We start from the raw sequence: 20,755 nt of genomic DNA on the forward strand, positions 1-20,755 counted from the left end.
ATTTTCCGACTCCCTCCATTCCGGAACGGAGGGCGGGAACCGTATACCCAAAAACGGCTCATCAGGCCCGGAATTACAATGGAGGAAACTTCTGTGACGGCGAAGAACGAGGGCGAGAAGGGCCGGCCGGAGAGTGGGCTGCTGCACAGACGCTCATTCCTGGGCGGCTCTGTCGCCACGGCGGTGGCGGCAGCCTCCGTCATGGGCGGCACCCGGGCAGCGGCCTCAGACGCCGTGCCGGCAGCGGCGGCGTCCGGCGCGGGCACCTCGGCATCGGGGCTGAAGGCGGGGGCCGGCAAGGCCGTGATCGAGTTACCGTCCTCGCTGCTGCCGCTCGACGGCTTCACCACGGTCCACGACGACCTGTACGTCCGGATCCTGCTGCTGGAGAGCGGCTCGCGACGCGTCGCCCTGGTGGTACTGGACATGACCTCGATCGGCCCCGACGGGGTCGCCGCGCTGCGGAAGATCGTCTCCGAGGCGGCCGGTGTCGAGACCGCCGACATCGTCGTGACAGTCACCCACACCTTCTCCGCCCCGCACGTCAACCCCGGCAGCGCGGCCACGTCCCCGTTCATGAGGCAGGTCTCACAGGCCGCCTCGACGGCGGTCGCGGCGGCGGTCGAGGCACTGCAGCCCGCCCGGGTCGGCTTCGGTACCGGCAAGTGCGACGTCAACGTCAACCGTGACGTCCTCACCGCCGACGGCTGGTGGCTGGGCACCGGCGAGTCGGGCACGTCCGACAAAAGCGTCGGTGTCACCCGCTTCGACGACGCCGACGGCAACCCCATCGCCGTCCTCGTCAACTACGCCGTGCAGTCCTCGGTGATGCTCGACTCGGTCATGGCGAACGGCGACCACCCGGTCACGGCCGACCTCGCGGGCGCGGCGGTGGCGCACGTGGAGAAGCAATACGGCGGCGACACCGTGGGCTTCTTCCTGGTCGGTGCGTGCGGCGACCAGTCCCCCACGTTCCGGTCCAAGCGATACACCATCGGCAAGGACAAGAAGTGGTCCCAGACCGACGCCGCTGACGCCGGGTGGCTGCTGCTCACCGTGCAGGGCGAGCGGCTGGGCACCGAGGCCGTCCGGGTCAGCCAGACCGTCGAGACCACCTCCGCGGCGACGCTGGACCTGGTCACCGACTCCATCACGGTCGACGCCGTCACCATGGGGCACCCGACGGGCCCCGTGAAGGACTACACCTTCACCCCCAACGGCACGGCCGACGTGCCCATCTGGGTGCTCCGGATCGGGGACGGAGTGTTCGCCGGGGTGGCACCGGAACTGTCCGCCTCCACCGGCCTGAGCATCAAGAAGCGCTCCCCCTTCCCGCACACCGCCGTGCTGTCGATGCTCGACGGCGGCGCGAAGAACATGGCGGATTCCATCAGTTACGCCCGGATCACCTATGAAGCGGTGAATTCCACCTACGCGCAGGGTTCGGCGGAAAAGGTCGCGGCGAAAATCGACGACATGCTCGATTCCCTGCGCCGCTGACTGAAATTCAGCCCGTCCTGAGGAACTCCTCAGAAATCGGGACCGGCCGGCGTCAGCGTGGTCGGCCGGTCGCGGTGAGGCGGATGTCACGGGACGAGGAGCCGACCTGCACGGTGCGGCGACCGGCGGGCAGGACCCACCGCCGGTCGCCGGTGGACCAGTAGGAGAGCCGGCGTTCGTCGACGCGCAGGGTGATACGGCGTGACTCGCCGGGGCGCAGTTCCACACGGTCGAAGGTTGCCAGGGTCTTCACCGGCATCTCGACGGGCGCGTCCGGCGCCGGGCCGACGTACACCTGCGGGACCTCCGCCCCGCTGCGACGGCCGCGGTTGGTGAGGGTGAAGCTGACGTCGAGTCCGCCGCCGCGGGCCGCGCGCACCGACAGCCGCTCGTAGGCGAACCAGGTGTAGGACAGGCCGTGGCCGAAGCAGAAGAGCGGCTCGACGTCCGCCCGGTCGAAGTGCCGGTAGCCGGTGAAGATGCCTTCGCTGTAGGTGACGACGCCGTTCACGCCGTGGTAGCGCTCGGGGTGGGCGGGGTCGAGCACCGGGTGGTCGGCCTCCCGTTTCGGGTAGGTCATGGTGAGCTTGCCGCTCGGGTTGGCGCGGCCGAGCAGGAGGTCAGCGGTGGCCCAGCCGCCCTCCTGGCCGGAGTATCCGGCGAGCAGGATGGTGCCGACCTTGTCCCGCCAGGGCATGGTGACCGGGTCGCCGACGTTGAGCACGACGATCGTACGGTGGTTGGCCGTGGCCACCGCGTCGATCAGTTCGTCCTGGTGGACGGGCAGCGCGAGGCTGGTGCGGTCGCCGCCTCCGCCCGTGGAGCCGCCTGAGCCGTTGAAGGCGAACACGACGGGTGTGTGCACCTGCCGGGCCAGGCGGGCCGCCGCCCGGATGTCGGCCGTGCGCTGCTCGGGGGTGACCCAGGCGAAGCGCACCTGCACCGGGCCGCGGTCGTGGACGGTGGCCGCCCAGCCGGTGAGGGCGATCCGCACCTTGTAGGTCTTGCCGCCGGTGAGCGTCGCCGTGGCCAGGGCGTTGTCGAGGCCGTCGGTGGTCGGGACGATGCTGGACCACTTGCGGGCGAAGTTGTCCCGGGGGGACGCGGCGCGGGCGATGCGGGTGTCGTCGAGGTAGAGGTCGGCGGTCCCGCGCCACGCCTGGATCATCAGCCGGTACTCACCGCTGCTCGGCGGGGTCAGGGTGCCGGTCCATACGTACGACGAGCCGACGGGGAAGGACCGGTCACCCGTGAAGTCCACGGTGGCGTCGGTCACTTGGGCACCGCCCGCGGCGGGGGTGCGGGTCAGTCCGTGCCCGGTGCCGTCGGCCGGGGTGAGGACCTCCGACGGTACGGCGTGGCCGGTGAGGTCCACGCCCACGGCGTAGCGAGGTTCGACGTGCGCGGTGCGCCGCAGCGCGTCCAGCGGTGAGACCATGCGGTCCTCGAAGCCGTACGCCCGCTCCCCCCCCCAGACGGACACCGCCACCTGGGCGGCCGTCGGGCCGATCAGGGACAGCGAGCGCAGCGCGGCACGGTCGAGCGGCAGCCCGCCGTCGTTGGCGAGCAGGACCGCGCCCTGGGTGGCGACCCTGCGGGCGGTGCGGGCGCCCGCGGCGATGTCGACGGACCGGCGGGCCGGTGGCCGGCTGCCGTCGAGGATGCCGAAGCGGTCGTACTGACCGAGGATGCGCGAAACCGCCGTGTCGAGAGCGGATTCGGGGATGGTGCCGTCCTGGACGGCCTGCTTGAGCGGGTCGCCGAAGTACGAGCCGCCCGGCATCTCCATGTCGAGGCCGTCCTCGACACAGACGCTGTGGGTGGCGCCCCAGTCGGAGGTGACGAACCCGGTGAACCCGAGTTCGCCGCGGAGGATGTCGGTCAGGGTGGTGCGGTTCTCGGCGTTCCACTCACCGTTGAGGTGGTTGTACGCCGCCATCACCGCGGCCACCCCGGCACGTACCGCCGCCTCCCAGCCCGGCAGGTAGATCTCGTGCAGGGTGCGGTCGTCGACGCGGAAGTCGAAGTTGGTCGCCGGGTCGTCGGGGTTCGCCCGGTTGAACTCGCCGTTGCGCTGGTTGTTGGCCAGGTAGTGCTTGGCCATGGCGAGCATGCCCTGCGCCTGGACTCCCTCGATCTGGGCGGCGGCCAACTGGGCGTTGAGGTAGGGGTCCTCGCCGGTCTGGTCCTTGTTGCGGCTGAAGTAGGGGGCCCGGCACAGCTCGACCTGCGGGGCCAGCAGCACGTCCATGCGCAGGGTACGGCCCTCACGGCCCATCACCTCGCCGTACTCGCGGGCCAGTTGGCGGTTGAAGGAGGCGGCCAACGTGGAGACCGGGGGCAGGCCGGTGGCCGACGCGGCGACATTGATGCCGGCCGGGCCGTCGCTCAGTCTCAGCTCCGGTATGCCGAGACGGGGTACGCCGGGCAGGTATCCGGCCTGGCCAAGCCGTTCGGGATCGGTGGCCCCGTGGACCAGGGAGATCTTCTCGTCGAGGGTGAGCCGGGCCAGCAGGGCGCGGACCCGGACGCTGCCCGCGGCAGGCGCCGCGGTGGCGGGTCTCGCTGTCGCCACCGGCTCCAGCAGGGCGAGCAGAGTGACGGCGGACGCCGTGCGACCCAGGATTCTCAGTACCTCGCGGCGGCTGTGCGCGGGCGGGGTGGCGTTGCGGGGCTGGTGCATGCGGGCGTCCCTTCCCTGCGGTGCACGTCATGACGCACCGCCCGACGCCCCCTGACGTGAGCCGAACTGACACGGGGTCACATCGGCTCAGGCGTCGGGCGGATGCGGACTGAGTGTGGATGCGGGAGGACTCGCGGTCAACACTTCAAGTGACGCTTACCCCGGTATCACCGATGGTTTTCAGTTCCTGAAATGCATTTGTACGTGCAGGTCACGCCCTGGTCGACGACAACGGGAGCGGCTTCAAGAAGCGAAGAAAGTTGTGTCTCACATATTGCTGACAATTTTGGGGGCGGTTACGTTCGCAGACGGTAGAGCCCACCCCCACCACGACGGCTCCTCCCCTCCCCGGCCCCTGACCCCGGCCCTCGGCGTGACCCATCCTCTGGAGGTTCGTGTGCTCAGACGTGCCCTGCAACAGCGCCTGGCCGCCCTGGCGGCGGCCGTACTCGTTCCCGCTCTGACCCTGGGAGCCACCATCACCACGGCGGGCTCCGCCGGTGAGTCCGGCCCGAGCCGCGCGACGTCCGTCGTGCGGACGGACAGCGGTGCGGTCCGCGGGGTCACCGCGGACCGGGCCGACCGGTTCCTGGGACTGCCCTACGCGGCGCCGCCCGTGAAGGAGTTGAGGTTCGCGCCGCCCGCCGCCCCCGCGTCCTGGAAGGGCGTCCGGCAGGCGGACCGCCAGTCACCGGCCTGTCTGCAGTTCCAGCCCTCCGGGATCCGGGAGGAGCAGGCGGTCAGCGAGGACTGTCTCTACCTCGACGTCTACCGCCCGAGCGGCACCCGGCCCGGCGCCCGTCTCCCCGTGGTGGTGTGGTTCCACGGCGGGGCCAACACCCAGGGCACCGGCGTCATCTACGGCGGCGGCTCCATGGCCGCCAAGACCGGCGTCATCGTCGTCACCGTCAACTACCGCCTCGGCGCACTCGGTTTCCTCGCCCACCCCGCCCTCAGCGCCGACACCCCGGGCGGCTCCGGCAACTACGCCCGCATGGACCAGGTCGCCTCCCTGGAGTGGGTCCGGGACAACATCGCCCGCTTCGGCGGCGACACCCGCAACGTCACCATCGCCGGCCAGTCGGCGGGCGGCGGCGCCGTCTGCGACCTGATGGCCATCCCGTCCGCCAAGGGCCTGTTCGACAAGGCGATCGTGCAGAGCTCCCAGTGCCTGGGCTCGTCGCCCGCGACCCTCGCCGCAGGCGAGAAGAGCGGCGTCGACTACGCCAAGGCCGTCGGCTGCACCGACGACGCCACCGCCGCTTCCTGCCTGCGCAAGGCGTGGCCGAACACACTGATCGCGCACCAGGGTGAGTACCTCGGCGGCTCCAAGATCGGCGGCTCGTTCATGCCGAAGAGCCTCAGGCAGGCCTTCGACGGCGGGAGTTGGAACAAGGCTCCCATCCTGACCGGCAACACCCGCTCCGAGAACCGCCTCGCCTCCGAGGCGTTCGCCGACCTCACCCCGGAGGGCTACGAGCAGAGGGTCCGGGCGGACTACGGCGACAAGGCCGACGCGGTCCTCAAGGCGTATCCACTGCGGAACTACACGAGCCCGTGGGATGCCATCACCCAGGTGCGGACGGACGCCCAGCGGGCCTGCACCCACCAGCAGAGTGCACAAGGCCTGTCGGCCAAGACCACCGTCTACCGCTACGAGTTCGACGACCCGACCTCACCGACGCTCTACGGCTTCACCATCCCCGGCAAGGACATGTCGAACGCGCACAGCGCCGAGCTCGCCTACCTCTTCGACTTCACGCTCGGCGAGAAGCCGCTGACCGCGCGGCAGGAGAAGCTGGCCGACCAGGTGATCCACTACTGGGGCGCGTTCGCGCACAGCGGCAACCCGAACACCAAGGGCGAGCCGTCGTGGCCCCGCTACCAGTCGGGTTCCGACTGGCAGGTCATGCAGTTGCGCACCGCGGGCGCCAGCAAGGTGATCACCAGCTACGCCGCCGACCACCACTGCGACGTCTGGCTCGGCTGACACCGGTCCGCCCCGTTCCGGCATACCCGCACGCAGAAAGCAGGGAGCCATGAGACCCGCCATCAGACCGCGCGGCAGAGGCCGCGCCGGACTCACCGCCCTTTCCCTCCTCGCCCTGGGGCTCACCCCGATCGTCGCCGCGCAGGCCCAGCCGTCCACGACAGCCGGATCCCGTCCCGTCTCCGACGTCGTACAGACCACGGACGGCAAGATCCGGGGCACCCACCGGACCGGTTACGCCGCCTGGCTCGGCATCCCGTACGCCGCCGACGCCTCCGGCGCGGGCCGGTGGAAGGCGCCGCGGCCCGTCAAGAAGTGGCCGGGGGTCCGCGACGCCACCTCCTTCGGCGACCGGTGCGCGCAGAACACCGGATGGGACCCCGGCTACGAGAAGACCATCACCACCGAAGACTGCCTCGACCTCAACGTCTACGTCCCCGACTCCGCCCGCGCCAAGTCGCCGGTGCTCGTGTGGATCCACGGCGGCGGCTTCACCGGCGGCGCGGGCCAGGACACCAACCCGCGCAAGTTCGTCACACAGACCGACGCGGTCGTCGTCACGATCAACTACCGCCTCGGCGTGCTCGGCACCCTCAACCTCCCCGAACTGCAGGCCGAGAGCGAGGACGGCCCCGGCAACTACGGCCTCCTCGACCAGCAGGCGGCCCTGCGCTGGATCCAGTCCAACATCTCCCGCTTCGGCGGCGACCCGAAGAACGTGACCATCGCGGGGCAGTCCGCCGGCGCCGGTTCGGTCTGCGACCACCTCGCCTCGCCCACCGCCAGGGGCCTGTTCGCGCGCGCGGTCATCATGAGCGGCGGCTGCAACCTCCAGTCCGCGGCCTCCGGCCAGGCGCAGAGCGCCGCCTTCGTCAAGGCCGTCGGCTGCGAGACCGCGTCCTCGGTCCTCGCTTGTCTGCGCGCCAAACCGGCGGCCGAACTGCTCGCCGCCCAGAAGAAGGCGGGCGTCTCCCTCTCCGTCGGCGGCCGGGCCTTCCCGGTCAACCCGGCGACCGCCGTCCGGACCGGTGAATTCAACCGGGTCCCGGTGATGCTCGGCCAGACGAACAGCGAGCGGGGCCTGTCCACTTTCCAGAACTACGACTATCTTGGAACCCCGATGACGGCCGCCCAGTACGAGGCCGCCGTCCGCTCGGCCTACGGCGCGAACGCCGACAAGGTCCTCGCCGAGTACCCGCTCAGCGCCTACAGGACGCCGGGCGAAGCATGGACCGACGCCCAGAACGGCTCGACGTCGTACACCCGTCAGCAGCTGATGGCCACGTTCTCGCGGTGGGTGCCCACTTATGCGTACGAGTTCGCCGAAAGCGACACCCCGCACTTCACGTCCATCCACCTCATCCAGCAACAGAGCCAGGTCGCCCGCGACTTCCCCTTCGGCGGCGCCATCCACGTCGACGACCTCGGCTACCTCTGGGACTACCTCGGCCAGACCCTGCCGTACGACGACGACCAACTGGAACTGTCCCGGCAGATGATCACCTACTGGAACCGGTTCGCCGCGTTCGGCGACCCGAACGGCCCCGGTACGCCGTCGTGGCCCAAGTATCGTGCGCAGACGGGCAAGTTGATGTCCCTGTCCGCCTGCGACACCTCACCGGCGAGCGGCGCGATGCCGGCCCCCTGCTCCAAGGTGAGCGGGGACTTCGCCGAGGAGCACAACCTCGACTTCTGGGAGGGCCTGTTGTCCTGACCACTCCGTGTCACCACCCACCGGTGGGTGCTCAACGGAAATGGGGCAGCACCTGTTCTCCGAAGGTGCGCAGTGCCCATTCGAGTCGGGGAAGGTCCCCGCGGTTGGCCAGCCACATCCGGCGGACACCCGAGGCCGCGAGATCCGAGATGCGCCGGGCCCAGTCCGCCGGGTTTCCCGCCATTCCCCATCGGGACATGGCGAACTCGGTGAGGCCGAGGCGTTCCATGAGGAGTTCGTTGCTTCCGCCGGACCGCTGGTGATCCGCCAGGCTGTACCGCCGTACGTACTCCCGGACGGCGTCGTGATGGTGCTCGGGCACCAGACGGCCCTCGACGCCGTTGCGCATGCTGTGGTGCAGGATCGAGGCCAGTGAGGGGAGCACCTGGTTCCGCGCGGCCTGCCCGTCGTCGTCCAGGACGCTGCGGACGGTGAACCAGGGCTCGACCCGGGCGGGATCCCTCCCCCGCTGACGTGCGCCGTGCTCGACCTGCTCCAGCGACCATGCCACGACGTCGGGCGTGAGCCCGGTGCCGATGGAGACCGCGTCACCGATCGCTCCGGCGAGTTCCAGCATGCGCGGGCCCTCGGCGCCGACCGAAATGCGGACCGGTCCGCGGCTGTCCGCGAAGGTGCGGATGTCGCGCCCCGCGAAGTGTCCGTGCCCGGTCGCCAGGACGTCGCGGACGCAGGTGACGTACTCCTCCAGTCTCGCTCGGGTCGCCGGCCTGCGGCCGACGCTGCGCACGGCGGAGTCCCCCGTGGCGATCTCCATGAAGGCGCGGCCCCCGGTAATGGAGTCGATCGTCGCGAGGAACGCGGCAGTGATCTGCGGGTCGCGGGTCCAGGGATTCGTCGGGCGCATCCCGACGTACGTCCGGGTCGTGCCGAGGGCCAGGAGGGTGACCCGGGCCGCCGCCTCGTTCAGCCGGAAGCCGGTGTCACCGACACCGATCGAGTGCAGGCCGAAGTCGTCCGCCATCCGGGCCAGTTCGGTCAGTCTCCGGGCATGCTGACGGGTGAAAACGGGTTCGACGATGGTGAACTGCATCGCGAACTCCAGTGTTCCGGCCACCCTCCGCCCACCCTCAGTCCGCTCCACGGGGCACCAGCACCACGCCGTCCTCGTCCACGTGGACCGTGTCCCCGGGAGTGAACACGACTGGAGTGCCAGGGCATCGCCGAGGAGAGCCGTGCGCAGCGAGCCCGCTCCGTCGACCACCAGCACCCGGCCGTGTCCGGGCCGCGACAGTGCCGTGCGCACGAGGACGTTGTCCTCGCGGCAGCGCACGGTGTCGATCACTCCGCCGAACCGGACCCGGCCGCCGTAGACGCGCAGTTGCGCGGTGCAGGTGCGGGCCGTGCCCTCCAGCCTGTCGTAGACGTCCGCCGTCGCTTCGTCCGTCACCGCCGGACTCCTCCTTCCGGCGTGGGCTGGGTGTGCGGCAGCCTCATGTGTCGGCTGAGCACCGAACGGGCGGTGCGTACGTCGACGACCGCGAGGCCGGGGCGCAGTGCCGCCTCGGCGAGCGCGTGCGCGCCGGGGGTGTCGACGGTCGAGGAGCGAGCGCCGAACGCGGCCGCGAGCGGGGCCAGATCGGGTGACGGCACGAGGGCTGCCCCGGCGTCGCTGCCGTCTCTCCTGAGTCGCTGGTACTCGGTGCCGAGTGCCTGGTCGTTGAGGACGAACACGGTCAGATCCGCACCGGCCCGGGCCGCGGTGTCCAGTTCCTGCACGTGCATCATGAACGCGGCGTCGCCTTCGAAGACGACGGTCTTGCGGCCCGATGCGCCCAGCGCCACGCCGATGGCCGTCGTGAGCGCCTGTCCGATGGATCCGAAGCCCTGGGCAGCGTAGAAGCGCCCCCGCGCGGGAACGGTGACGAAGGCCGCGGCGAAGCCCGAGCAGTGCCCGTTGCTGATGACCACGGTCGCGTCCTCGGGAAGGTGCTCGCTGATCTCCGCGACCGCGCGCCGCGGATCGACGGTGCCGTCGGGGACGGGTGGGGAGAAGTCCCTCAGGTCTTCCTGCCAGCAGTCGGCGGGCGGACCGACCGGGGTGAACCAGGGCCGACGGGTGGCGGTGGTGGTGCGGGTGAGGGGCACCGCGTGCTTCAGCGTGCCCGCCACGTCGCCCCGGAGCGTCTCCGTCTTCCCCGCGCCGGGTTCGTCGTGGACGACTTTGACGACGTGCGCCTGGGCGAACAGGCGGCCCGACTGCGTGGTGCTCTTGCCCATGGAGGCGCCCATCGCCACGACCAGGTCCGCGGAACCGAGGACGCGCTCGGCCGCCGGATGGGACAGTCCTCCGGCGATGCCGAGGTCCAGCGGGTGCCCGTCGAACAGCCCTTTGGCGGGCAGTGTCGTCGCCAGCCCGGCTCCGGAGTGGTCAGCGAGGGCCCGCATGAGATCCGCCGCTGCGCCGTCCGCTGCGCCCCGGCCGGCGATCAGCACGGGCCGTCGCGCATCCGTCAGGAGCCGGGCGAGCCGTTCGGCCGCGGCGATGTCGTCACCGTCCGTGGGCGCCGAGCGCAGCCGGTACAGCGGGCCGGTCTCGGCCCGCCCGGTGACGGGAGCGGTGAAAAGATCGGCCGCGACGCCGAGGACGACCGGCCTCGACTCTGCCTGCGCCAGGGCGATGACCTCGGCGAGCACGTCCGCCGGGCTCTCCACCGGGGTCATGCTTCGGTACACGGCCTCGCAGGAGGCGACGAAGGCGGCCTGGTCGAAGGTCTGGGCTCCCTGGTAACCGGTCGGGGTCTCGGCCGCGATGACGACGAGCGGGGACCGGTTGCGGGCCGCCACCAGCAGCGAGGTCGCCACATGACTGAGCCCCGGGCCATGGGTGACCGAGCAGATCCCGGTGCGGCCCGAGGACCAGCCGTATCCCTCGGCCATCGCCACCGCGGCGCTCTCGTGCCGGACTTCGACCACCCGCACGCCCCGGGCTTCGAGCGCGAGGCACAGGTGCATGTTGCCGTCGCCCATGAGCCCGAAGACATGGGTGCACCCGGTCCGCGAGACGGCCTCCGCGAACTCCTGGGCGTGGGTGCGGACTTCGGTTCCGGCTCCGGCGGCCTCGTTCGCCCCGTTCACCTCTTTCGCCCTGTTCAAGAAGACTCCTTCGACGAACCGGAGGCCCGCAGCAAGTGCTCGGAGAAGAAGGGGAGCACCTCCTGCTCGAACCGCTCGGGGATGCGGTTGCCGTGGTTCCCCTGGTACACCTCGAAGGTGTGCGGCACGTCGTACGAGGTCAGGATGCGGTCGAACTCGGTGAGGTTGGCGGCGATGTTCGTGTCCTCGTTGCCGACGTCGAAGGCGATGTGCTGCTTCCGCAGGTTGTTGATGTACTGGTCGACCATGGCCAGGGGCCGGTTGGCGGTCATCCGCGCGAACACCGACGCCTGGAGCTCGCCGTTCTTGACCGGAGAGTCGTAGTACAGGGGCGGGTTGGCGGGGTTGGGTGCCCAGGACGCCGCCGCGGCGACCGCGGTCCTGATGTTGGCGGGGACCTGGGTGTAGTCGTCGGGACGCTCCGTGAAGGCTTCGAACGCCGCCATCTCCTCAGGAGTGTCGGGGATGTTGCTCATGGGGGAAATACAGCACGAACTGAGGATGTACAGGGACGAGAAGGTCTCGGGATGCCGCATCCCGATCCGCATCGCGCCGTAGCCGCCCATGGAATGGCCCGCCAACCCGCGCGCCTTCGCCTTCGGGATGGTGCGGAAACGCCGGTCGACATAGGACACCAGCTCACGCGAGATGAAGGTCTCCCAGTCGCCGGTGGTCGCCCCGCTGGAGTAGTTGCTGCCGCCGTAGACGGTCATCGCGTTCGGAGTGACGATGATCATCTCTCGTGCGGTGCCGGAGCCGACCGTACGATCGGCGATGGTGGGAATGTGTGTCGACGCCCCTTCACCGAAGTAGTTCAGATCCGTGTTCGTGAACCCGTGCAGCATGTACAGGACCGGGTATCGCCGATGCGGGTTCGTCTTGTAGGAAGGAGGTAGATAGACCGAGACATCTCGGTCCGCCGAGTCCCCTCCCAGATTTCCCTCCAGCGACTTCGCGTGCACTCGAAGCCGGAGCACGGCACCCTTCGAATTCGAAGCGGTCCGGACAACCGTCGTATCCCGTCCAGGGCTTGTGTCCGGCGAAGACGCCGCACCCAGGGACATCACGACGAGAATTCCTGCCAGTGATGCCGCGACGGCCCGTTCCCTGACGGCGTTTCTCGGTCCTGTCACTCTCATCGATTGCGCTCCTTCCGACTCCCCGCCATGGTCGGAAGTCCGCGGGAAGAAGTGCAATGCCGCGCACGAAAGCGTTCGTGATAGGCCGATAAGGCTAGCGCTGTGCGCGTGGGAGATGTCTGCGGACATGAGGCGGCAGCAGGGCGGCGGCGGCCCCGGCGAGGAAGGCGAGTGCCACGCATGCCGCGGACAGTGAGAGCGCGCCGACCAGCGCGGCGATGACGAACGGCGCGACGGAGGGCCCCAGTTCCGTCGTCAGGCGCCACGAGCCGAGGAAGGGGGCGGGTGATCGCGGGTCGGCGAGGTCCGACCCCATGGTGGCGACGACACCGCCGCTCCAGCCGTTGGCCATGGCCATCAGCGCCGTGCAGGCCAGGAACCACCCTGTGCCGACGGACAGTCGGGGTGCCAGCGCGAGGCCCAGATGGGACACGGCGAAGGCCACGAGGGCCGGTACGGCGACCGCGAGCCGTCCCCAGCGATCGGTCACGACTCCGCCCAGGTAGAACAGGGAGAAGTCGAGCCCGGAGGCGAGACCCACGACGAGCGTGACGGTCACGTCGTCCAGGCCCACGCCGGCGCCGACGAGCGGGACGAGGATGCGCCTGGTCGTGCGCATGGTGCTGACGACCGAGACGGTCAGGCCGAGCGTCAGCAGGACGTCCCGGCGCTCCCAAATGGTGCGCAGGACCCTCGGACGCGCTCCGAGGTCGTCCTCACCGGTCTCGCCCTCGGGAAAGGGCGCCAGGGCGACGACCATCGCCAGGAGGGCGGACGTCCCCACGACCACCAGGAAGCCGCCCCGGACATCGCCCGCGAGCCGTATGGCACCGCCCGCGAGGATCGGACCGGTGAACAGCCCCAGCCGGGTGGCACCGGCCAGGGCCGAGAGGGAGCGCCCGCGCACCCCGACGGGTACGGCCACGGTGACCCACGTGTGGCGGGCCGTGACGAAGACGGCCACCCCGCTCCCGATCAGCAGCGCACCGGCCGCGAGGGCCCACACGGACGAGGCGAGGTGGGCCGCCAGGCCACCCAGGCCCGTGACCGCCGTCGACCCGAGCATGACGGACCGCTCCCCGAACCGGGAGACCAGCCATCCGGCCGGCAGCGCCAGCAGCAATTGCCCGACGGTGAGCATGGCGGCGACCACGGCCGCGGCAGCCGAGGACTCGGTCAGCTTCATCGCGGCCAGCAGGGTGACCGGCACGGCGGCACCCTGACCGGAGCCGTGGAGAACGTTGGGGATCAGCGCGGTCGGCAGCAGGTCTCGCCAGGGAACGGTCGGCCGTGACGCGTCCATCGGACTCCTCTGCGGAGGGGGTGGGGATCCAGGTCGTCGCGTCCGCACCGTTCCGCACGCGCGGTACGGCCGTGTACTGTCCCCCACATCGACAACTGCAGACAATATTGTCGACGATCCCTGGAGGCCGACCATAGGACACGGAACGTCCCGCACCCGCCCCGGCGATAAGACCGGCCTTATCGGTCGAGTAGAAACCCGACGCTTACCAGCCCTGAAACGACCCCCCTACTGTTTCTGGCGGGTTACGGGCATCTGCGGCTTTTCCCCTGGTCATGGCCCGGAGTTGGAGGCTGGTCAGCATGAAATTCAGAAGTGTGCTCGTCGGGATCGCGGCCGCGCTCTCCCTGCTGTCGGCGGGCTGCGGCAGCTCGGGCAGCGGCAGCTCCGAGAACCTGCCGAAGAACGCCGCCGACGCGGGCGGAATGGACGCCCTGGTGGCAAAGGCGAAGGAGGAGGGCGAAGTCAGTCTCTACGCCGCCACCACGGAGAAGTCGACCACGGCCTGGGTGGAGCATTTCGAGAAGAAGTACGGCATCCAGGTCAAGCTCTACCGGGATGGCAGCACGACCCTCTTCCAGAAGTGGGCCCAGGAAGTGAGCGGCGGCGTCGACAACGCCGACATCGTCATCCAGAACGTGTACCAACTCTGGCAGGACGCCGAGGACAAGGGCTGGATCACGGACTACAGGACGGCGAACTACGGCGGTTACGACTTCGCCAAGGTCCTGCCGGGCACCGGGCTCACGGGGCTCGTCTACCCGCTGCACCAGAGCATCGGAGCCGTGGTGTGGAACACGAAGGTCACCACACCCGAGCAGGAGGAGCTGCTGCGCGAAGATCCTTTGGCGGCCATGACCGATCCCTCGTTCAAGGGCCAGATCGCGCTGGGCGACACCGGCGGCGCGACCACGGCGGGGAACTACGCCAACGTGATCCTTCACCAGTCCGACAAGTACGGGTGGAAGTGGCTGCAAGGAGTCGCCGACAACGATCCGGCCCTCTTCGAGAGTCAGATCCCCATCGCCGAGCAGCTGGTGAAGGGCGAGTACGCGGTGACGTTCGGCACGGACACCCTGTACAACGACTACATCGCCGACGGTGCTTCCATCGAGTACGCGTATCCCAAGCCCACCAACGCCGCCCTCTGGATGATCGGGCTGCCGACGGCGACCCCCCACCCGTACGCCGCCCGTCTGTTCATGGAGTGGGCGACGTCCGACGAGGGGCACGACCTCATGGCCGGCTACGGCACGGGTACCGGCACCCGGACTGGTTGGGCGGACGAGCGCGCCATAGCCAAGGAGCCGTGGTACGCCGAGCCCGAGGTCTGGTACGGCATGGCCACCCAACCCGAGCTGCAGGGAGACGGGTTCGCCGACTTCGTCAGCAAGGTCAACGCCACTCTCGGCAAGTGACCACCAACTCACCTTCCGGAGATCCGCGAACCCGGGAGTGGGCCCTGCGGGAGCCGCCCACTTCCGGGTTCGCGCCATTCCCGGCGACAGGAGGAGAAGATGGCGTTCCCCAGCGGCGACTGGCGTCACACCAGCCGTCAAAGGCTCGTCTCGGGCCTGACGTTCGACCATTTGTTCACCTTTCAGACCCTCGCCCGGGCCGGGTCCTTCCGGGCCGCGGCCGCCGAACTGGCGCTCACCCAGCCCGCCGTCTCCCAGCGGATCCGCCACCTCGAACGCCTGCTGGGCTGCACCCTGCTCGAACGCCGCCAGGGAGCCCGGTCCGAACTGACCGCCGCCGGGCGGGAGTTCCTGGCGTTCGCGGAGGAGGTGCTGACGCGCACCGACCTGTTCCACCAGCGGCTGGAGCAGATGAAGGACCTGCCGGAGAACTCGACCCTCACGGTCGTCAGCGACTCCGACCACATCAAGCATCTGCTCGTCGAGGCCGTCATGGCCATGAAGGAGACGGCGCCGTCCGTCCGCGTCGTCATCAAGCACGAGCCGTCGCGGCAGGCGTGCACACAAGCCCTGTCCGAGGGACGCGCGGACCTCGGCATCTGCCGCTATCCGGCACCGAGCGAGTTCCCCGCACTCGGCACGATCGAGGAGCGGATGTACCTCTACGCCCGTCCTGAGGACCGCATCCACGCCCTCCCCCGGATCGACCGGATCGCCCACCTCGCGCACACGGACTTCGCGACCTTCGCGGACGGGATGCGCAGCCGCGAGCTGGTGGAACGCTGGGCCGAGAAGGTCGGCGCCTCACTGCACGTCGTACTCGAATCACGTGGCCTTGAGGCGATGCGCACGTACGTCACCCGGGGGTTGGCCCTGGCCGTGCTGCCGGAGTTCTGCGTGCGGGAGGACCTGCGCGCCGGACTCCTGCGGGTGGTGTCCGCGCCGGGGCTTCCCCTCCTGCGGGGTGCGGTCATCCTGGCCCCGCCCGATCGCGCGGTCGCCCAGGCGGCGCGGGTTTTCCTCGGCATGCTGCCGGCCAAGGTCGAGTCCTCGCTGAGCCCGTCACCCCGCGCCGCGACGCCGGTACCCGCCTGAGCCGGGGTCAGCCGCCGATGACCTCGGTCGGCACCGCGGAGGGGGAGTCCTCGTCCGCGGCCGCCTCACCGTCACCGGCCTCGCGCGGCCCGGCGTCGTCCGCGGGGAACCAGGTCAGGTTCTCCGGTGTCACCGTCAGGGCCTGTTCGGTCCCGATCCGCGGGGGCCGGGAGGTGGGTCCGGTGACGGCCTGGACGCGCAGCCGGTGCTCCCCGGCCTCGTAGGTGCGCTCGAAGTGGTCGCCGAGGAACTCGCTGGCCACCAGGCGGGCCCGGAACTCGTTGCCGTCGAGAGCGGTCGGAAGGGGCTCCGTCTCCCTCGACACCCGCGCCCATTCCGGGCGGAAGACGAGGGAGACCGCCTCGCCCACGGCCGGGCAGTCGTCCGCCGTGGCGCGGGCGACGTCGAGCACCGTGTCCGGTCCGAGCGTCGGGACCCGCACGGAGAAGGTCCGGGTCCCGATCCCGGCGACGACGCCCGGAACGACGTTGGCCTCGCCGACGAACGTCGCCACGAATCCGTTGGCGGGCCGGTGGTACAGCGCCCAGGGGTCGCCGACCTGCTGGATGACGCCGCGGTTCATCACGACCACCCGGTCGGACATCGACAGGGCCTCGGACTGGTCGTGCGTCACATAGAGCACCGTGATCCCGGTACGGCGCTGGATCTGCCGTATCTCGTCACGCATCCTGGCCCGCAGTTGGGCGTCGAGGTTGCTCAGCGGCTCGTCCATGAGGACCAGGCCGGGCTCGGTGGCCAACGCCCGTGCGAGGGCGACGCGTTGCTGCTGTCCGCCGCTCAGGTCGGTCGCGTTGCGGCCGGTGAACTCCGCGAGGCCGACCAGCTCCAGCATCTGCTGGGCCTTGGCCCGCGCCTGCGCCTTCGGCAGTTTCTGCGCCCTCAGGCCGTACATGACGTTCTGCAGGGTCGTCATGTGCGGCCACACGGCGTAGGACTGGAACACCATGTTGATGTCCCGCTTGTGCGGCGGGACGTTGACGCCCCGGGAGTACAGCCGTTGACCGCCCAGGGTGATCTCCCCCGAGCGCGGGGTGTGCAGCCCGGCGACACAGCGCAGTGTCGTCGTCTTCCCGCAGCCGCTGGGGCCCAGGAGCGTGACGAACTCGGACCGGCCGATCTCCAGACCGAGGTCCGAAACCGCCGTCGTACGGCCGTAGTCGGCGAAGAGTCCCCTCACCACCAGGCCTTGGTCCGGCGCCGGGTTGCGGTGCGGCTCGTTCATCGATCTGTTCACCTCGTTCGTGTGTCTACGGCGTTGTCCGTGCGGGTCAAGCGCGCTGGTGCAGCTTGCCGGGCCGGAGCAGGGCCCGCATCACGACGATCCACGCGATCATGAGCACCGTCTCCAGGAGCCCCACGACGGCCGCCGCCGGCAGCGAGGCCTGCTGGGCGTAGTTGAAGGACAGGATGGACAGCAGCATGGTGTCCGGCGTGTAGAGCAGGATCGCGGTGTTGATCTCGCGGACCGTGAACAGGAACACCATGATCACGCCGGCGGCCATCGACGGTCGGAGCAGCGGCAGCAGGATGGTGGACATCATGCGCGCCTGGCCGGCACCGCACATCCGGGACGCCTCCTCCAGGGACTTGTCGATCTGCGCGAAGCCGTTGCCCATGACGCGGGTCGCGTGCGGCAGGTACGACGCCACATAGGCCACCACCATGATGGTGAGCGAGCCGTAGAGCGGCGTGCCGAGGTACAGGGCGAACACCCCGGTGGCGAAGACGATGCCCGGAACGGCCAGCGGCGACATCGCCACGGCGTTCAGCAAGCCGGAACCGCGGTGCCGCATCCGCTCCGTGACGTACGCGGTCAGGATGCCCACGGCCACCGCGCACAGGGCCGTGGCCACGGACACCATCACCGTGTTGGCCAGTGCGTTCTTCAGCTCGGGTGTGGCCAGGACGTCCCTGACGATCCGGGTGGTGGGGTGGATGTCGTCGAGGTTGGTGGAGGTGCTGAAGGCGCGCAGGCACAGCGCGGCGTAGGGCAGCACGGTGGTGACGAGGGCGTAACCGACGAGGAGCAGGATCACCGCGTATTTGGCTCTGCCGAGGCGTATCCGCTTCCTGCTCTGGGACTTGCCCGTGACGGTGACGAACCTCGACGCCTGCCTGAGCCCCCGCTGGTACAGCCACAGGCCGACCACGCTGAGCAGCACCATCATCGTGCCCAGGGCGGCGGCGAGGGCGTAGTCGCTCGGGTAGCCGTTCGTGGCGCGGTAGACCGTCACGGCCAGCGGGTGGAAGGACATCTTGGCGCCCAGCAGCGCCGGCACGGAGAACATGCCGGTCGCGCTGATGGTGACGAACATGACGGACGAGAGCGTCGCGTGCCGGATGGCCGGAAGGGAGACGCGCAGTGCCGTCTGGAGGGTCCCCCGCCCGTTCATGTGCGAGGCCTCCTCCAGGCTCGCGTCCATGTTCTGGAGGCTTCCGGAGACCAGGAGATAGCCGTACGGCACGTAGTGCAGGGCCAGGATGACGATCAGCCACTCGAACGTCATGACGTTGATCGACACCCATCCGGGCAGCCCGATGTCCCGGGCGAGCTGGTTCAGCAGACCGGTGCGCGGTGCGCCCAGCTCCAGGAACGCCAGCGCGCCGATGAACGGCGACAGGAACAGCGGTGCGATCACGACGAGTTCGAAGGTGCGCCTCGCGGGTACGTCGGTGCGGGCCAGGATCCAGGCCAGGGCCCCGCCCAGAGCCGTGGCCAGGATTCCGCACGTCAACGACATGGCCATGGTCTCGGCCAGTACGCGCCAGATCCGGGCCGAGCCGTACGAGTCGACCAGTGCTTCGAGGGTGAACGTGGACAGCGGGTTGCGGGGGTCCTCCGAGACGGCGCGGACGAACACCAGAGCGGTCGGGAGGAAGACCAGGACGGCGAGGAGCAGGACCACGAGGGCCACCAGGACCCGGGGGGCCCACTGCCCCCTGACCGGCATCCTGCCCTCGCCGGGCCGGGAGGTCTCCTGCTGAGTCAGCGTCACCATGCGTCGCGCAACCTCCTGATCCGTGGCCGTGCCCTGTCACTCTCCGAGCCGTACCCGGCCCACGTTCCCGTCGATCTCGACCGACGTGTCGTACTCGGCGGACAGCTGCTGGTAACGCTCCAGCACTCGGGCGCCGTTGACCTGGTCCGCGATCAGCGGCCGCCCTTCGGTCAACGGGTGCTGCGCCGCCTTGCCGGTGCCACGGGTGATCTTCGCCTCCTTGGAGACTTCGCGGCCGAGCTCGACGGGGTGCAGGGTGACTTCGGCGAGCCGGCCGTCGGTGAAGCGCACGTCGATCACGGCCGAACTCCACCACGTGCTGGAGGGCGTGTCGAGCCCCGGGTGCAGGGGGTGCAGGTCGGGGGTGAGCGTCGGCAGGGCATCGACGTCGTGACCCCAGGTCTCGTAACTGTCGTACGGAACGCGCTCCAGGAACTCCGACTGGGCGAAGAAGTTGCCCAGTCCGTAGAAGATGGGCTTGCCCTGGTAGATCTCGATGCCGAGTGTCTTGTGCCACCCGTGCCCGACGAAGATGTCCGCGCCGGCCTCGATGGCGCGGTGGGCGAACTCCCTCACGAAGCGCGGCGGCCGGTCGCCGCGCGGGCCCTCGGAGATGTTGAAGTGGTGGGCGACCATGACCAGGTCGGCCATGGCGGCCGCCGACCGGATCGAGCGCAGGTTCCCCTCCAGATCGCCCGGGTGGCATTCGGTGAGGATCTCGTACGTGTCGCCCTCGCGGAAGACCATCTCGCCGGCGGCCGACTGGCCTCCCGGCAGGTTGTACTGGAACTCGTCCGCCGAGAGCCTGCGACCGGTCTTGCCCGGCTTGCAGTCCTTGCTCGTGCGCAGGAGGTCCAACCGGTCCGCCGCGGACCTCAGGTGCCGCGCGGCCTCCGGCGGCACCACGTACGTCGTGGTGACCCGCAGTGGGTTGATCCCCGGGCGGCCCGCCATGGTCTCCTTGGGACGGCCCGCCCACTCGTGCGGGCGGTTGCCGGAGGTCGTCGAGATCAACGCCATGCGGCCCCGGGGCGTCTCGACGAAGGAAGGGGTCCGTGCCTCGTCCAGGTCCCGGCCGGTGCCCGCGAACGCCAGGTACGCGCCCCGCAGGGCCTCGGCCGTGGAGAACACGCCTTTCGCACCGAAATCCAGGCTGTGGTTGTTCGCCGTCGACATCACGTCCACACCGAGCCAGCGCAATTCCTGCGCGATGCCGGGATCGGCCAGCATATAACTGCCATACCAGTCACCGCGGGCCGGGTAGACTTCCGAAAAGCGCCCGAAGTTCATCTCCAGATGCGCATAAGCGACATCGGCTCCGGTGAACAGCTCGCGAATACCCAGGAATTCCTTCTCGGAGTGCATCGAGAACGGCCTGGTCACCATGCACTCGCCGGCAATCGCGACCGACCATTCGGCGGTTTGGGACATAAGACCTGCACTTCCTTCCGAAATGCTGGACGCAGCCGCGCGCGGCCACACGGCCACGCGGCGACACCCTCTGGCATCGGGTTTTCGTCAGGTTAGGTCGGCGCCGAACACCCCGAGAAGTCCACGGTTCCTACTCCGCCTATCAGCGACGGTTATCACCGGCTGACGCCGCGCCCCGTCGGTGCCGGAAGCGCGCCGGTCGCCCGGCGACGAGTACATCGGTCCAGTCGTCCTTCCGCAGGGCGGGGCTGCCAGCTCTCAGCCCAGTCCTGGCCACCACAACCGCGATCACGAACGGCCGTGGGTGGGGTGCTCCTTCAGGACCCGCGGTTCCCCAGGTCGAGTCTG

At 69.7% G+C, this 20,755-nt stretch carries 13 protein-coding genes; 5 read left to right on the forward strand and 8 right to left on the reverse strand.

Annotation, left to right across the window (positions count from 1 at the left end; genetic code table 11):
* The first annotated feature begins 93 nt into the window (after nt 1-93).
* Complete coding sequence (locus tag HJD23_RS00530; RefSeq protein ID WP_240980576.1) at nt 94-1,500, forward strand: hypothetical protein; 1,407 nt, start codon at nt 94-96, stop codon at nt 1,498-1,500.
* Between the two features lie 52 nt (nt 1,501-1,552).
* On the opposite strand, the gene HJD23_RS00535 is transcribed toward HJD23_RS00530, so the two are convergent.
* Nucleotides 1,553-4,183 (reverse strand): glycoside hydrolase family 3 C-terminal domain-containing protein, encoded by a 2,631-nt coding sequence (locus tag HJD23_RS00535; RefSeq protein WP_171110079.1) that lies wholly within the window; start codon nt 4,181-4,183, stop codon nt 1,553-1,555.
* 397 nt (nt 4,184-4,580) lie between these two features.
* Here HJD23_RS00535 and HJD23_RS00540 point away from each other — a divergent pair, with 397 nt between their 5' ends.
* Both HJD23_RS00540 and HJD23_RS00545 read left to right on the forward strand, forming a co-directional pair.
* Entirely contained in the window at nt 4,581-6,173 is a 1,593-nt protein-coding gene (locus HJD23_RS00540) for a carboxylesterase family protein (protein WP_171110080.1), read from the forward strand.
* Nucleotides 6,174-6,222: 49 nt separating this feature from the next.
* A complete protein-coding gene (locus HJD23_RS00545; RefSeq protein ID WP_171110081.1) occupies nt 6,223-7,887 on the forward strand; it encodes a carboxylesterase family protein in 1,665 nt (554 codons plus the stop codon).
* A gap of 31 nt (nt 7,888-7,918) precedes the next feature.
* Here the strand turns inward: HJD23_RS00545 and HJD23_RS00550 are convergent, their stop codons facing one another.
* Genes HJD23_RS00550 through HJD23_RS00570 form a run of 4 tightly spaced genes read right to left on the reverse strand, consistent with a single transcriptional unit; the run spans nt 7,919 to nt 13,443 of the window.
* The gene (locus HJD23_RS00550; protein WP_206326033.1) at nt 7,919-9,295 is read right to left on the reverse strand and encodes an LLM class flavin-dependent oxidoreductase; all 1,377 of its coding nucleotides are present in this window, start codon (nt 9,293-9,295) and stop codon (nt 7,919-7,921) included.
* Nucleotides 9,292-11,001: a thiamine pyrophosphate-binding protein gene (locus tag HJD23_RS00560; RefSeq protein WP_171110083.1), complete on the reverse strand. Its 1,710-nt coding sequence runs from the start codon at nt 10,999-11,001 to the stop codon at nt 9,292-9,294. Before HJD23_RS00560 ends, HJD23_RS00550 begins: the two co-directional genes overlap by 4 nt.
* Complete coding sequence (locus HJD23_RS00565; protein WP_346770296.1) at nt 10,998-12,269, reverse strand: alpha/beta hydrolase-fold protein; 1,272 nt, start codon at nt 12,267-12,269, stop codon at nt 10,998-11,000. The genes HJD23_RS00560 and HJD23_RS00565 overlap by 4 nt, the downstream gene beginning before the upstream one ends.
* Nucleotides 12,235-13,443 (reverse strand): MFS transporter, encoded by a 1,209-nt coding sequence (locus HJD23_RS00570; RefSeq protein WP_171110084.1) that lies wholly within the window; start codon nt 13,441-13,443, stop codon nt 12,235-12,237. The genes HJD23_RS00565 and HJD23_RS00570 overlap by 35 nt, the downstream gene beginning before the upstream one ends.
* 302 nt (nt 13,444-13,745) lie before the next feature.
* On the opposite strand from HJD23_RS00570, the gene HJD23_RS00575 reads away from it, so the two are divergent.
* Together HJD23_RS00575 and HJD23_RS00580 are read left to right on the forward strand one after the other, a co-directional pair.
* Entirely contained in the window at nt 13,746-14,861 is a 1,116-nt protein-coding gene (locus HJD23_RS00575) for an extracellular solute-binding protein (protein ID WP_171110085.1), read from the forward strand.
* A 99-nt stretch (nt 14,862-14,960) separates the two neighbouring features.
* Entirely contained in the window at nt 14,961-15,956 is a 996-nt protein-coding gene (locus HJD23_RS00580; RefSeq protein WP_171110086.1) for a LysR family transcriptional regulator, read from the forward strand.
* A gap of 7 nt (nt 15,957-15,963) precedes the next feature.
* Here HJD23_RS00580 and HJD23_RS00585 read toward each other — a convergent pair whose 3' ends face one another.
* From HJD23_RS00585 to HJD23_RS00595, 3 genes are read right to left on the reverse strand one after another with little or no spacing between them, the layout of a single operon-like run.
* Nucleotides 15,964-17,199: an ABC transporter ATP-binding protein gene (locus HJD23_RS00585; RefSeq protein WP_171110087.1), complete on the reverse strand. Its 1,236-nt coding sequence runs from the start codon at nt 17,197-17,199 to the stop codon at nt 15,964-15,966.
* A 46-nt stretch (nt 17,200-17,245) separates the two neighbouring features.
* Nucleotides 17,246-18,976, reverse strand: coding sequence for an iron ABC transporter permease (locus tag HJD23_RS00590; protein ID WP_171110088.1), 1,731 nt, complete (start codon nt 18,974-18,976; stop codon nt 17,246-17,248).
* Nucleotides 18,977-19,012: 36 nt separating this feature from the next.
* Nucleotides 19,013-20,407 (reverse strand): CapA family protein, encoded by a 1,395-nt coding sequence (locus tag HJD23_RS00595; protein WP_171110089.1) that lies wholly within the window; start codon nt 20,405-20,407, stop codon nt 19,013-19,015.
* Nucleotides 20,408-20,755: the final 348 nt, after the last annotated feature.

This window comes from Streptomyces sp. Z423-1, from assembly GCF_013009255.1.
In the GTDB taxonomy this organism is placed as follows: Bacteria; Actinomycetota; Actinomycetes; order Streptomycetales; family Streptomycetaceae; genus Streptomyces; species Streptomyces gossypiisoli.